The following is a 14174-nucleotide window of genomic DNA, read 5'->3' as shown; positions in this document are numbered from 1 at the left end:
CTAACGGCCCGGCGGCCCGCGCGGATAGAGCGCTCTCCACCGCTGCCCGGCACTCAGGCCCGGCCGGCCACGGCCACCTCCAGGCTCAGCGGCAGGTCGCCGGCCGAGCGTCCCGCGAGCACCAGGCAGGGCCCGGGTTCCGTCCGCCAGCCTCCCTCGGCGGTGTCCCAGTGGCACAGGGCGCGCGCCGGGACGCGCACCTGAGCGACCGCGGCCTCTCCGGGCCGGGCCCGCACCGCGGCCCAGCCGGCGAGCCACCGCTGCGGGTGGTCGATCCTGGTCGGCCGGGGGCGGGCGAGGTAGATCTGCACGACCTCCCGCCCGGCTCGTGTGCCGGTGTTGCGCAGCCGCACCCGTACCGTGAGGTCCTCCCCCGCCACCGTCCGGACGGGGCCGGACAGGTGCTCGTACGCCCAGGTGGTGTAGCCCAGTCCGTGCCCGAACCAGTACGCGGGTGTGCGCCCGGCGCGGAGCCAGCCCCGGTGGCCGACGTGCACGCCCTCGTCGTAGCGGAGCCCGCCCGAGTGCGGCCCGATGTGGGTGACGGGGGCGTCGGCGAGCACGGCGGGCCAGGTGGTGGGCAGCCGCCCGCCGGGCTCGGTCCGGCCGAGCAGCACGTCGGCCAGGCCTCCGCCGCCCTCCTGGCCGGGGAACCAGGCGAGCAGCAGCGCGCCGACCTCGTCCCGCCAGGGCAGTTCCACCGGTCCGCCGCTGTTGACCACGGCGACGGTGCGCGGGTTGGCCCGGGCGACCGCGCGGACCAGGGCGTCCTGTTCGGGGCCGAGCGCGAGGTGCGTGCGGTCGCGCCCCTCGGACTCCTGCTGCTCTCCGGTGCCGACCACCACCACCGCCGCGTCCGCCTCGCGCGCCGCCCGGGTCGCGGCCGCGAGGGCGGCGGCCGCGCCGGGCGCGGGCGGTTCGGCGCCGACGACGGTGGCCCGGCCGGTGCCGGGGGCGAGTTCCCGCCGGGCGACCAGCAGCGGAGTGGTACCGGCGGTCAGCCTGGCCGTGACCACCTGGGTGGGCGGGCTCACGTGGACGACGGCCGGGTCGTCGGTCGCCGGCGCGAACACGCCGTCCAGCAGAGGGAGTCCGTCGAGGCGCAGGCCGAGACGCCCGTATCCGGCGATGCCGATGCGCCAGGTCCCGGAGGTGCGGGGGTGCAGTCGCGCGCTGATCTCCACGGTGTGCGCACCGGGCGGCAACGGGGGCTCCAACTGCCGTCCGCCGCGCCGGTGTTCCGCGTACAGCTCATCGCCCGCGGAGTCCAGGACGCGCAGCAGCACCCCGGGGACGGCGGTGCGCGGATCGCTGCCGAGGGTCATGTCCAGGGGCGGTGGCGGGCCGTCCGGGACCGGACCGGGTACGTGGACGACCCGGGCCCGGCCGCGCAGGCCGGCCCGCACGCCGTCCAGCAGCGAGACCTCGTCCTGCGGGAACACGCCGGCGCTGCCGCCGCCCTGGGTGCGGGCGCGGGCGGCGGGAGCGCCGATGACGGCGAGCGTGCCGAGGTGTCCGGGATCCAGCGGCAGGACGCCCCGGTTGGTCAGCAGTACGGCTCCGGCCGCGGCCGCCCGGCGGGCCAGGACCCGCGCCTGCCGGGGCCGCAGCAGCGGCCGGGCCTGACGGTCCGGGCGGTCCGGCCGGTCCGGGCCGCCGAGGACGCCGCACCACGCGGCCAGCCGCAGCAGCCGGCGCACCTTGCCGGTCACGGCCCGCTCCTCGACCTCCCCCGCCTCCACGGCACGCGCCAGCGACTCGCCCCACTCCCCCGCCGGGCCGGGCATCTGGAGGTCGAGACCGGCGCGAGCGGTGTCCAGTGTGCCGCGTACGGCGCCCCAGTCGGAGACGACGACGCCGTCGAACCGCCACTCGTCCTTCAGCGGCGTGGTCAGCAGGTCGTGGGCGGTCATGGTGGTGCCGTTCACCCGGTTGTACCCGGCCATGACCAGCCGGACGCCGGCCGCCACCGCCGCCTCGAACGGCGCGAGGTGCACCTCGCGCAGCGTCCGCTCGCCGATCAAGGCGTCGGCGGTCAGCCGGTCCGTCTCGGCGTCGTTCGCCACGTAGTGCTTGGCCGTGGCGGCGACGCCGTGCGCCTGGATGCCCCGGACGAGGGCGGCCCCGGTCCGTGCGGTCAGCAGCGGGTCCTCCGAGAAGCACTCGAAGTGCCGTCCGGCCAGGGGGCTGCGGTGCAGATCGAGGTTGGGCGCGAGGACCACGTGCACGCCCTTGCGCCGGGCCTCGGAGGCGAGGAGGCCGCCGAGTTCCTCGACCAGCGGTTCGTCCCAGGTGGCGGCGAGCGCGGTGGCCGAGGGCAGCAGGACGGAGGTGTCGCGTTCGTCCCAGCCCTCCCCGCGCACTCCCGCCGGACCGTCCGACATCACCAACTGGCCCAGTCCGACCGATGGTTCGGCCGCCGTACGCCAGGTGGTGGCGCCGGTCAGCAGGCGGACCGCGGCCCGCAGGGTCAGCTTGCCCAGCAGCCGGTCGAGTTCGTCCTCGTCGCCCATCCTCACCCCTTCGTGCCGCCGACCGTCGCGGTCAGCCGTAGACGCCGAACTCGTACAGCGAGTAGCCCCAGCCGGTGCCGCGCGCCGTGCCCTCGACGCGGACGTAGCGGCCGGTTCCGGTGACGTCGAGGTCGTCCACGCCGCCGTCGCCGTCCGTCACGGTGCGCACGGTGCGCCAGTTCTGCCCGTCGTCCGAGGTCCGCACGGTGTACGCCTTGGCGTACGAGGCCTCCCAGAGCAACTGCACGTGCCGGAAGGCGGTGCGGGCGCCGAGATCGACCTGGATCCACTGCGGATCGCTCCAGTCGCCGGCCCACCGGGTCTTCTGGTCGCCGTCGACCGCGTTGCCGGCCGGGCACGGGCAGTCCCCGTAACCCGTCTGGTAGGAGGAGGCGGTGGCGGGCTTGCCGAGGGCGAGGTTCGTGCCGTCCGGGGTGGGCGGCACGACGCGTACGGACCGGGTCTCGACCCCGACGTTGCCGTGGCCGTCGGTCACCTTGACGTACATCTTCCAGACGCCGGGCCGGTCCGGCGCGGTGACCCTGAGGCGGCCGCCGCCGAGGTCGGTGAAGGGCAGCGGGGTGAGCTCCTTGCTCTTGTCGACGTACATGCTGTTGTCCAGCACCTCGTAGGAGAGCGGGTCCCCGTCCGGGTCGGCGGCCCGCACGGCGAGGGTCAGGTCCCGGCCCGCCGGCACCCGGCCGGCGTCGCCCTCGACGGTGAACGCGGAGACCAACGGCGGGGTGTTGTCGTGGGAGGTGTCACCGCCGTAGGCCTTCTTCACCGCGTAGTACGACAGCCGCCGCTGGCCGGCGGGCAGCAGGTTGAACCAGATGCCGCCGAAGTCGTACTCGGTGCCGTAGTGGAACATGGTGGCGCCGAGGGCGACTCCCCGGTGTCCCGTGACGCAGTCCCAGGCCCGGGTGTACCCGTCGGCCTTGGCCCGGTCGCCGGGCTCCAGGGGCACGCCGTTCGCGTCGTCGGGCACCTCCCACTCACCGGCCGGACCGGTCTCGGTGACGATGTACGGCTTGCTGTAACCGCCCTGCTCCCAGGCGGACTTCACGTCGCACACGGCGTTGTAGGAGTTGACGGCGTACAGGTCGAGGTCGGGCGCGTTCCTCTTGAAGTACGGCCAGGCGCCGACCCAGGCGTCGGTGGAGGTGACCGGGTGAGCCGGGTCGACGGCGTGGATCCGCTTCGCCACGTCGTTCACGAAGGCGGTGTAGGCGTCGCGCTGGCGTTCCAGCTCGGTCCCGCTGTAGCAGTTCTGCAGTCCGAGCACCGACTCGTTGCCGACGTCCCACATGAGGACGCCGGGGTTGTCCTTGTAGGTCTGCGCCCACTTGGGGAACTCGTCGAGCATCTGGTTCTTGTAGGCGGTGTCGGTCAGGTAGTTGACGCAGCCGCCGCTGCCCGGTCCGCCGCCCGGCTGCAGCCAGAACCCGGCGATGACCTTGATGCCGTGCGCGGCCGCCGAGTCGAACAGCGGCTTGCTGCCGGCGTCGGTCCCCCAGGTGCGGATGGTGTTGACGCCCATGGACCTCAGGTCGGGCAGGTACCGGTCGGCGTCGGCGATGGACGGCCCCCAGGTCAGGCCCTTGACCTGGTAGGGCTTTCCGTCCACGGTCAGTTGCCAGTCGCCCTGGCCGCCTGTCACCTTGACGACGCTGCCGGCCGCGTGGGCCTGCGCGGCGGGCAGGGCGGTGAGGGCGCCGGCGGCCAGCACGCCGGCGGTGAGGGGCGCGGCGAGCCGGCGCGCGCGGGTGCGGGGTGGTGGGGTCATGGTGGTGGGGTCTTCCGGTGTGGGGGCTAGGGAAGGCGGTAGTCGGCGCCGAGGGCCGCGCCCGCTTCAGGGTGCGTCTCGTCGTAGCCGCGGGCGTCGCACTGGAGTCCGCCGACGACGCAGTGGTCGACCAGCGCCTTGAGCGTGCGGTCGTCCCAGGCGTTGAAGAAGTCGTAGTGGAAGCTGTGGCCCGGCCCGCTGGCCAGCCGCACCTTCGACATGTCTCCGTTGACCGGGAACGCCATCTTGAACTCGATCATCGGCAGCGCCACCGGGTGGTCGGCGGGGCAGACGTTGTCGTTCGTGCCGGGCTTCACCACCGGGTAGGCCATGTGGCTCTTGTGGTCGGGGGTGTCCAGGTACCGGCCGTCCCAGCAACTGGGCGCCTGGAAGCGGATGTTGAGCTGGACGTCGGGGCGGGCTGGGCAGTTCGCCGGGAACTCGGTGTTGAAGAAGCTGTCGCCGCACTCCCAGCCCTCGACGAAGCCCGGGTGGTGGCGGAACTCGTCGGCGCTCTGCACGGGGCTGCCGACGACGAACCGCAGCCCCTTGGGGAAGGGCCGGACACTGGTGTAGTCGGTGACGCCGGCCTTGTAGTAGATGACCTGCGGGCCGACCGGCAGGACGGGCTTGTCCCCGTTGTAGAGGGTGGGCATCCAGTACCCGGAGAGGTCGCCGGGGGCCGTGCAGGTGGTGCCGCCCGCGCTCAGGGTCGCGGTCGTGCTGCCGGCGTTCGTGGTGGTGTTGCCCATGAAGGTGTGGTCGTGGGACTTGCCGGGCTGCTGCGGATAGACGATCGGGTCGTCGGGCCGGGTGTGGCTGACCGCGCAGTTGGCCTGGAACTCGTGGAAGTAGCGGTGCGGCGGGTTCTGCGTCGACGGGGTGACGCCGGTGACCGGCGGGTCGGCGGGGATGTAGCCGTCGCCGTCGGGGTCCTCGGGCGAGGAGGCGGTGGACAGCGCCATGGTGTGGCCGGTGTGGACGCCGGCCGCGGACGGCGTGGACGACGCGGCGACGCCGCTCAGTCCGAGCGGGGTCAGCAGCAGGGCGGAGGTGACGAGCGCGCCCGAGAGGATCTTCGATCTCCGTGACATGCGGGCTCCTCGGAGGGAGGTGGGGGCTGAGGCCGTGCGGAGCGGGAGAGCGCTCTCCCATCGCTGGAGTGTTGGGGCGGCGGGGGAAGGTGTCAAGGGAACCGGCCAAAGGATCAGCGCCAGGCCTTCGCTCACTTCTCGAAGGCAGGGGTCGGCATGTGACGGTCACTCAGAGGCCTTGCGGGGAAATCCCGTCACAACTCTTGACGCACCGTTCACGCCAATGAAGCATCCAACGTCGAGAGAGCGCTCCCAAGCCCCGCTTCGTTCACTTTCTGAACCAGGAGAGCCGCGCATGCCCCCCGCCACCCCTTCCTCCCCCGCCTCCCCGTCCTCTCCGGTCGGCCGCCGGGCCGTGCTCGGCGCCGCGGCGGCGGCCGTGCCCGTGCTGGCCGGTGCGGCCGCCCCGGCCGGCGCCGCCACCCGCCGGCGCCGGTCCCAGCGCGCCCTCCCCGGCGGCGGCGACCTCGGTCCGAACGTGCTCGTCTTCGACCCGGCGACGCCCGGCATCCAGGCCAAGCTCGACGAGGTCTTCGCGAAGCAGGAGTCGGCCCAGTTCGGCGACGGCCGCTACGCGCTGCTGTTCAAGCCCGGCACGTACCACGGCCTGAACGCCCAGATCGGCTTCTACACCTCCGTCGCGGGCCTCGGCCTCTCCCCCGACGACACGACCATCAACGGCGACGTCACGGTCGACGCCGGCTGGTTCGACGGCAACGCGACGCAGAACTTCTGGCGTTCGGCGGAGAACCTCGCCCTCGTCCCCGCGAACGGCACCAACCGGTGGGCCGTCGCCCAGGCGGCGCCGTTCCGCCGGATGCACGTACGGGGCGGGCTGAACCTGGCGCCGTCCGGCTACGGCTGGGCGAGCGGCGGCTACATCGCCGACAGCCGGATCGACGGCCAGGTGGGGCCCTACTCGCAGCAGCAGTGGTACACCCGGGACAGCGTCGTCGGCGGCTGGCTCAACGGCGTGTGGAACATGGTGTTCTCGGGTGTCCAGGGCGCCCCGGCACAGGGCTTCCCCGACCCGGTGTACACCACGCTGGACACCACCCCGGTCTCCCGCGAGAAGCCGTTCCTGTACGTCGCCGGCGGCGAGTTCCGGGTCTTCCTGCCGGAGAAGCGCACCAACGCCCGCGGGGTGAGCTGGGGCGGCGGCACGCCGAGGGGCACGTCCCTGCCGCTGTCCCGGTTCTACGTGGCCAAGCCGGGCGTCAGCGCGGCCACCCTCAACCAGGCGCTCGCGCAGGGCCTGCACCTGCTGCTCACGCCGGGCGTCTACCACGTGGACCGGCCGATCCAGGTCGACCGCCCCAACACCGTGGTGCTGGGCCTGGGTTACGCCACCCTGGTGCCCGACAACGGGGCCACGGCGGTGAGGGTCGCCGACGTCGACGGCGTGCGGCTCGCCGGCTTCCTCGTCGACGCGGGACCGGTCAACTCCCGCACCCTGCTGGAGATAGGCCCGGCGGGCGCCGCCAAGGACCACTCGGCCAATCCGACCACCGTGCAGGACGTCTTCGTGCGCATCGGCGGCGCGGGCGCCGGCAAGGCGACCACCAGCATGGTGATCAACAGCAGGCACACCATCGTCGACCACACCTGGGTGTGGCGCGCGGACCACGGCACCGGCGTCGGCTGGGAGACCAACCGGGCCGACTACGGGGTGGTGGTCAACGGCGACGACGTGCTCTGCACCGGCCTGTTCGTGGAGCACTTCAACAAGTACGACGTGCAGTGGAACGGCCAGCGGGGCCGCACGATCTTCTTCCAGAACGAGAAGGCGTACGACGCCCCGAACCAGGCCGCCGTGCAGAACGGCGCCGTCAAGGGATACGCGGCCTACAAGGTCGGCGACCACGTCACCGCACACGAGGGCTGGGGCCTGGGCAGCTACTGCTACTACAACGTCGACCCGGGCATCGTCCAGCACCACGGCTTCTCCGCGCCGAACCGTCCCGGCGTCAGGTTCCACGACCTGCTGGTGGTCTCGCTCGGCGGCAACGGGCAGTACGAGCACGTGATCAACGAGACGGGGGCCCCGACCTCGGGCACGTCGACGACGCCGTCCACGGTGGTGTCGTACCCGTAGGACCCCGGCGCGCGGGGGCCGGGGGCGGGGCCAGGGTGAGGTGGCGCGGCCGGGGGGCACGCGTTCGGGTAGGGTTCGTCATGAGGCCGGAGGTCCGTGTCGCCGCGGACGCCGGCGAGGACACCGGGCGTCCAGGCGGACCCTTCTGCGCGCCGGGGCGCCGCTCGACGGTAGGTTGATCGCCATGAGTGACAACGTGTACTTCGACATCACGATCAACGACGAGCCGGCCGGCCGGATCGTCTTCAAGCTGTTCGACGACGTGGTCCCCAAGACCACCAGGAACTTCCGCGAGCTGGCCACCGGCCAGAACGGTTTCGGTTACGCCGGTTCCTCCTTCCACCGCATCATCCCGCAGTTCATGCTGCAGGGCGGCGACTTCACCCGGGGCAACGGCACCGGCGGCAAGAGCATCTACGGCGAGAAGTTCGAGGACGAGAACTTCAACCTCAAGCACGACCGTCCTTACCTGCTGAGCATGGCGAACGCGGGCCGGAACACCAACGGTTCGCAGTTCTTCGTCACGACGATCGTCACCGACTGGCTCGACGGCAAGCACGTCGTCTTCGGCGAGGTCGTCGAGGGCCAGGACCTGGTGAAGCGCATCGAGGGGCTGGGCAGCCGCAGCGGCACGCCGAGCGCGAAGGTCACGATCGCCGAGAGCGGAACGGTCTGACAAGCGCCCCGGGCGGACACGCCGGTGACACCGCCCCCGTCCGGCCCCGGCCGATGAGCGGCCGCGCCCGGTCGCGGGCCCGGCCCGCTCCGCTCCGCTTCGACGGCTGGATCGCGGGAGCCGGGACGTCGTCCGGCACCCGACTGGTGCTGGGGCACTGGCTCCGCTCGCCCTTCGGCCCGTTCAGCGACGTGATGCTCGAACGGGCCGACGGGCACCGCCTGCTGCTGGCACCCACCCCGGAGACGGCCCGGTTCATCGGCAGCACCTACACCTTCGACGAGGTGCGGGTCGTGCCCGTACGGGTGCGTACCGACGACCGCCGCTGGACCGTGGCGGCGGAGCCGCTGCTCCGGATGGAGCTCACCATCGGGCGGCGCGGTGCGACGGGTCTGCTGCTCAGGGCCGTACCCGGCGCCCTGGCTGCGTCGCCGGCCTGGACCGCCGTGACGGATCCGCTCGCCCGCCTGCTGCTGGGCGTGCGCACACGCGGAAGCGCCGGCGGGGGCAGGCGCGAATGGTACGGGGCGCGTGATCTGCGGGCCCTGACCGCGGCGACGGCCACCTTCGAGGGACGGGACCTCGGTGCGCTCGCGCCGGTCGCACCACCCGTGCGCTTCGGTTTCGGCTCCACGCCCCGCCGCCCGTCCCTCGTCCGCGTGACCACCACGGTCCGCGAGACGGGGCCGCCCACCGCCCCGTGACGGTCCCCGGCCGGGCGGGACCCGCACCTCCCGGCACCGCCCCGCCGGGTGTACTCGCGTACGCGGCGGGGACCCCCCAGCCGGAGCCGGGCGGCAGCCCGCCGGACGGGGACCGTGCGGACCGGCTCGTTCCGTCGGATCATGGCAGACCAGGGGCTCGGCAGGTGCCGTCCGCCGAGAGCCGGCGCAGCGCCGCCGGACGGCGGAGAGCCCGGGTGCGCGAGCACGGGAGGGACCCGTGAGGCAGTGGCGGCGCGGCCTCCACCGCGCTTGGGAGTGGCTCGGCGTGCACGCGCTGTTCCGGCGCGGGCGGGATCTGGAGCTGATGCACCGGGCGATGGGGTTCGCCACGCTGGCCCTGGTGACGCTCGCCCCGCTGCTGATCGTGGTCGCCGCCGGCGATCCGCTGGTCCGGGGCGGCTTCGCGTCGTGGCTCACCGACGGCATGGGACTGTCCGGGCCGTCCGCCGACGCGCTCACCGGCATCATCAGTCCGCCGCGCAAGGTCATCGGCACCACCAGCGTGCTGAGCCTGGTGCTGCTCGCGGTGTTCGGGGTGTCGTTCGCCGGCAGCGTGCAGAACGGCTACGAGCGGATCTGGAGTCTCGCGTCCGGCCCCTGGCACCGGGTCTGGCGGCAGGCGACCTGGCTCGTGGTGATGACCGGCTACCTCTACCAGGAGGTGCAGACCCGGCCCGCGCTGCACGGGGCGCCACGGGTCCTGACGTCCGTGCTGAGCGGGGTGCTGTTCTTCTGGTGGGGCCAGCGGTTCCTGCTGGGCGGCCAGGTCACCTGGCGCCGCCTGCTGCCGGGCGCGATCGGCACCGTGGTCGGCCTGGCCGGGCTGCGCGCCTTCTCGCACCTGGTGTTCACCCCGCTCATCGTCACCAACGCGCTGAACTACGGGGCGGTGGGGACGGTGCTGGTGGTCGAGTCATGGCTGATCGGGGTGGGCTTCGTGGTGTACGGGGGCGCGCTGTTCGGCCGCTGGTTCTGCGAGCACCACTGGATGCCGTCCCACGAGGAGTGAGGGCCCCGCTCATCGGCGCCGGGGCGCCGCGGCGAGCAGGGCCGGCCAGTCCTGGGCCGCCGCCCAGTCGGCGAAGGTGTGCCGGCCGACCTCGGGGTGGGCCCGGCGCAGGGCGGCGACGTCGACGTCGAGGCCGGTGGTGCCGAAGTACCCGAACATCGCCGCGAGGTCGTGCGAGTGGGCGCGGCTCGGCACATTGGCTGCGTCGCGCAGAAAGATACCTTGATTTCACTGCGTCGCGCAGTCAATATAGACGGCCACCGCCTCCGGCTGTCCGGCCCGGCCTTCAGGGTTCGCGGTGTTCGTGCGCCGCCCGCTCCAGGGCCTCCGCCTCGGCCTCGGCGATGCGGGTCTCGGCGGCCACGTCCACGGAGCGCGTCAGCCACCAGTACAGCAGCGCGGACACGGGCAGCCCGACGAACAGCGAGATGTCGGCGCCGCCGAGCGCCTCGGCGGCGGGGCCGACGTACAGCTTGCCGACGGAGAAGAACGGGATCATGACGGCGAAGCCGACGAGGTAGGCGATGATGCCGTGCCGGCCCCAGCGGCCGTAGATGCCGTGGGGGTCGAAGATCTCCGCGATGGCGTAGTGGCCGCGGCGCACGACGTAGTAGTCCATGAGGTTCACCGCGGTCCACGGGATGAACAGGTAGAGCACCAGCAGCAGGAAGTCGTTGAAGTTCTGCAGGAAGTCGGCGGTCGCGGCGAGCGCCCCGACCAGCGAGAGCGCCGCGGTCAGCCCGATGGTCAGCAGCCGCACGCCGAGGGTGGGCCGCACCCGCCGGAACGAGTCCATGGCGCTGATCAGGGTCAGCGAACCGCCGTACATGTTCAGCGCGGTGACGGAGATCAGGCCCAGCGAGGCGAAGAGCAGCACGATCGCGCCGAATCCGTCGAAGACCTTGTCGCCGGCGGCGTTGATGGTCCGGATGGTCTCGAAGTCCTTGCCGGCCCAGGCCGCCAGCAGGGTGCCGAGCACCATCAGCCAGATGCCGCCGAGCGCGGAGCCGAAGTAGGTCCAGTAGAAGGTCTTGCGGACGGTCACGTCGGGCGGCAGGTAGCGGGAGTAGTCCGAGACGTAGATGGCCCAGCTGATCTGGTAGCCGGCGACCACGCCGAACTGGGCCAGGAACGGCGTCCACCGGAAGCCGCCGAGGTCGAAGGAGCCGGGCGGGTAGTGCAGGGTGACCAGGACTCCGACGGTGAAGACGCCGAAGACGACGAGGAACGTGTAGGTCAGGAAGCGCTCCGCCTTGTGGATGATGTCGTAGCCCACCAGCGCGATCACGAGCGCCACCGCGGTGACCACGACCACCCACAGCCGTACGCCGCCGTGCAGCGTGGTGTGCAGGGCGTCCGCGGCGAGACTGCTGTTGAAGACGTTGAACCCGGCGTACTGCACATAGGCGAAGAGCCACACCAGCAGGGCGCCGAGATAGCCGAACTGGGGCCGCGACTGGATCATCTGGGGCAGTCCGAGCTGGGGCCCCTGGGCCGAGTGGAAGGCCATGAAGAAGGTGCCGATGACGGTGCCGACGACGATGGCCAGCAGCGACCAGATCAGGTTGCCGCCCTCGGTGATGCTGATCAGCCCCACCGCCAGGGTGGCGATCTGCGCGTTGGACATGAACCACAGCGGTCCCAGGTGCCAGAGCCTGCCGTGGCGCTCGTCCAGGGGGACGTAGTCGATCGACCGGACCTCGAGACCGGACACCCTGGACTCGCCTGATGTGCTCATGACGCCTCCCGGACCAGGCACGCCTCCTGGTCTCATTCTGCGCCCCCCGCGATCTGTTGCCCTGCTCACAAAACGTCCTGAAAGGGCCTTTTCGTGGCAGCGGTCACTTCGCCGGACCCGCCTTCTGACTACGTTCACACCATCGTGTCCCTGTCCCCCGCACCGCCGAGGCCTGTCACCATGCCGTTCCGAAGCTTCCTCTCGCCGCGCCCGGGCAAGCGCGCGGCCGCCTGCGGCGCGCTCACCGTGGCCGCCGCGACCCTGCTGGCCTCCGGCGCCCTCGCCCCGGCCTCCGCCGCCGCGGCCACCGCGTCCGCCCCGGCCGCCGCCGGCCCGGCGGACTTCCCCGCCTCGGTCGGCGCGCACGGCGAGGCACGGGTGACCGCCGCGGTCCTCGACCTCGACCTGCCGGGCCGCACGCCCACCGTGTTCGGCGAGGAGACCCCCTACGACACGGCCAGCATCATCAAGGTCGACATCCTGGCCGCGCTGCTGCTCAAGGCGCAGGACTCGGGGCGCGCCCTGACCGACGGGGAACGCGCGCAGACCAAGGCGATGATCGAGCACAGCGACAACGCGGCGGCGAACGCCCTGTGGCGGAGCATCGGCCTGGCCCCGGGCCTGAAGGCGGCGAACAAGCGGCTCGGGCTCACCGAGACCGTGGGCGGCCCCGGCGGCAAGTGGGGCCTGACCCGGACCACGTCCGCCGACCAGATACGGCTGCTGCGCGCGGTGTTCGACACCGGGCAGACCACGAAGCCGGGTTCGGCGCCGGCGCTCGACGCCGCGTCCCGCGCGTACATCCGCTCCCTGATGAGCAACGTCGCCGACGACCAGTCCTGGGGCGTGTCGGCGGCCGGCGGCGCCGGAACGGCCCTGAAGAACGGCTGGCTGCAGCGCGACACGACCGACCTCTGGGACGTCAACAGCGTCGGCCGGATCACGGCGGGCGGACACCACTACCTGGTCGCGGTCCTGTCGGACGGCAACAAGACGATGAAGGACGGCGTCTCGCTGGTGGAACGGGCGGCCCGGACCGCCGTGTCCACCGCGGCGGCCGGCGGTTCCTGACCGGACGGCGCGGCGGCGGGGGCGCTGTCAGGCACCGCGAGTGCCGTGCTCGGGCCACCGTCGGTCCCGCACCCAGGGCGCCCGCCGTGAGCCGCGGCGGGCGGACCGGCGTCCGCCGTCACAGGTCCCGGCAGGGCCCCGCGCACCCGCCGCGGCCCTGGGCTACGCCGGGTCCACGGCCCGTCCGTCGACGGGGACGCCGAGCAGGTCGGCCAGCGAGGTGAGCGCCGCGCCCAGGGGCAGCGCGACGCGGGTGCGGGCATGGCGGTCGCCCCGGGTGGGGTCCCGGTTGACGATCAGCACCGGCTTCTCCGCCTGGGCCGCCTGACGGACGAACCGCAGGCCGGACATCACCGTCAGGGAGGAGCCCAGGACCAGCAGCGAGGAGGCCTCGCGGACCAGGGCGCGGCAGTGCTCGACCCGTGCCGGCGGGACGGCCTCGCCGAAGAACACGACGTCCGGTTTGAGGATGCCGCCGCAGACCGTGCAGGGCAGCACCCGGAAGTCGCCGACCTGGTCGTCGGTGAGGTCGGCGTCACCGTCCGGGTTGATGCCCGCGGCCACCGGATCGAAGCCCGGATTGGCCTCCTCCAGCCGCCGGGCGAGTTCGCGGCGGGGACTGAGGGCGCCGCAGGAGAGGCAGGCGACCCGGTCCAGGCTGCCGTGGAGTTCCACCACGTCCTCGGTGCCGGCGGCCTGGTGCAGGCGGTCGACGTTCTGGGTGATGACGCCCGCGAGCAGCCCGTGCCGTTCGAACGCGGCCACCGCGCGGTGCCCGGCGTTGGGCCGGGCGCGGCCGAAGGTGCGCCAGCCGAGGTGGCTGCGCGCCCAGTACCGGCGCCTGGCCCGGGCGTCGGCGGTGAACTCCTGGTAGGTCATGGGGGTGTGCCGGGTCAGGCTGCCGCCCTCGCCGCGGTAGTCGGGGATGCCCGATTCGGTGGAGATGCCCGCTCCGCTGAGCACCAGCACACCGCCGGCGCTCAGCGCGTCGGCGACCGGCTCCAGGTCCGTGGTGCCCGGCGGCAGGTCGTCCGCGGGGGTCCAGCTCAGGGTGGGGCGCATGCGCATGCCGTCAGGGTACGGAACCGGCCCGGCGCACCGCCGCGTCAGCCGTCCTCGCCGCCGGCGTCACCGGCTGTGCCGGGCTCCGCCATGGAGCGGTGCACGGCGGCCTTGACGCTGTCCGTACCCGATTGCGCTGGAGATCCCGGTCACCAGGGCGAGCAGCCTGTTCTCGTTCATGCCGGTGCGGGTAGCCACGGCTGTCGCCGCCCAACCACCCGGAGGCGCCCGGGCGGGCCCTCCCCCGGCGGCCCCGCCCGGGACGGAGCCACCGGACAAGGCCTGCCGTGGCGCCGTGCTCGTGGCCCGGTGGGCGGCGGGGCGCCGGATCGGGCCGGTCCAGGCCCGGACCGGCGTGCGCCGGACCCGTCACGAGGGCGCGGCGAGGGGCGGCGGGACACGGGC

The 14174-nt window shown here is 73.1% G+C and carries 11 protein-coding genes; 5 read left to right on the top strand and 6 right to left on the bottom strand.

The annotated features are described in order from the left end of the window. Positions 1-53 precede the first annotated feature (53 nt). From TNCT1_RS18900 to TNCT1_RS18890, 3 genes are read right to left on the bottom strand one after another with little or no spacing between them, the layout of a single operon-like run. Positions 54-2513: a beta-glucosidase gene (locus TNCT1_RS18900; RefSeq protein WP_143633586.1), complete on the bottom strand. Its 2460-nt coding sequence runs from the start codon at positions 2511-2513 to the stop codon at positions 54-56. A gap of 31 nt (positions 2514-2544) precedes the next feature. Continuing rightward, complete coding sequence (locus tag TNCT1_RS18895; protein ID WP_143633585.1) at positions 2545-4299, bottom strand: discoidin domain-containing protein; 1755 nt, start codon at positions 4297-4299, stop codon at positions 2545-2547. A gap of 26 nt (positions 4300-4325) precedes the next feature. After that, on the bottom strand, positions 4326-5393 hold the full coding sequence (locus TNCT1_RS18890) for a DUF1996 domain-containing protein (RefSeq protein WP_143633584.1): 1068 nt from the start codon (positions 5391-5393) through the stop codon (positions 4326-4328). Between the two features lie 295 nt (positions 5394-5688). On the opposite strand from TNCT1_RS18890, the gene TNCT1_RS18885 reads away from it, so the two are divergent. From TNCT1_RS18885 to TNCT1_RS18870, 4 genes are all read left to right on the top strand, one after another. After that, complete coding sequence (locus TNCT1_RS18885) at positions 5689-7488, top strand: coagulation factor 5/8 type domain-containing protein (RefSeq protein ID WP_143633583.1); 1800 nt, start codon at positions 5689-5691, stop codon at positions 7486-7488. A 184-nt stretch (positions 7489-7672) separates the two neighbouring features. Further along, a complete protein-coding gene (locus TNCT1_RS18880) occupies positions 7673-8164 on the top strand; it encodes a peptidylprolyl isomerase (protein ID WP_143633582.1) in 492 nt (163 codons plus the stop codon). Positions 8165-8217: 53 nt separating this feature from the next. Then, positions 8218-8868 (top strand): hypothetical protein, encoded by a 651-nt coding sequence (locus TNCT1_RS18875; protein ID WP_143633580.1) that lies wholly within the window; start codon positions 8218-8220, stop codon positions 8866-8868. Positions 8869-9106: 238 nt separating this feature from the next. Beyond that, entirely contained in the window at positions 9107-9898 is a 792-nt protein-coding gene (locus TNCT1_RS18870; RefSeq protein WP_143633578.1) for a ribonuclease BN, read from the top strand. A gap of 9 nt (positions 9899-9907) precedes the next feature. Here TNCT1_RS18870 and TNCT1_RS18865 read toward each other — a convergent pair whose 3' ends face one another. After that, the gene (locus TNCT1_RS18865) at positions 9908-10093 is read right to left on the bottom strand and encodes a hypothetical protein (RefSeq protein ID WP_216856651.1); all 186 of its coding nucleotides are present in this window, start codon (positions 10091-10093) and stop codon (positions 9908-9910) included. 91 nt (positions 10094-10184) lie between these two features. After that, a complete protein-coding gene (locus TNCT1_RS18860) occupies positions 10185-11636 on the bottom strand; it encodes a cytosine permease (protein WP_174266348.1) in 1452 nt (483 codons plus the stop codon). Between the two features lie 180 nt (positions 11637-11816). Between TNCT1_RS18860 and TNCT1_RS18855 the strand changes: the two genes are divergently transcribed. Beyond that, entirely contained in the window at positions 11817-12707 is an 891-nt protein-coding gene (locus TNCT1_RS18855) for a serine hydrolase (RefSeq protein WP_143633576.1), read from the top strand. A 162-nt stretch (positions 12708-12869) separates the two neighbouring features. Here TNCT1_RS18855 and TNCT1_RS18850 read toward each other — a convergent pair whose 3' ends face one another. Beyond that, positions 12870-13775 carry an NAD-dependent protein deacetylase gene (locus TNCT1_RS18850; RefSeq protein ID WP_143633574.1) on the bottom strand — a complete coding sequence of 302 codons (906 nt, stop codon included), beginning with the start codon at positions 13773-13775 and terminating at the stop codon, positions 12870-12872. Between the last annotated feature and the right edge of the window lie 399 nt (positions 13776-14174).

It is taken from the genome of Streptomyces sp. 1-11, from assembly GCF_007176755.1.
Lineage (GTDB): Bacteria > Actinomycetota > Actinomycetes > Streptomycetales > Streptomycetaceae > Streptomyces.
Note: the sequence above shows the minus strand (reverse complement) of the source record. Positions and strands in the feature narration are given on the sequence as shown.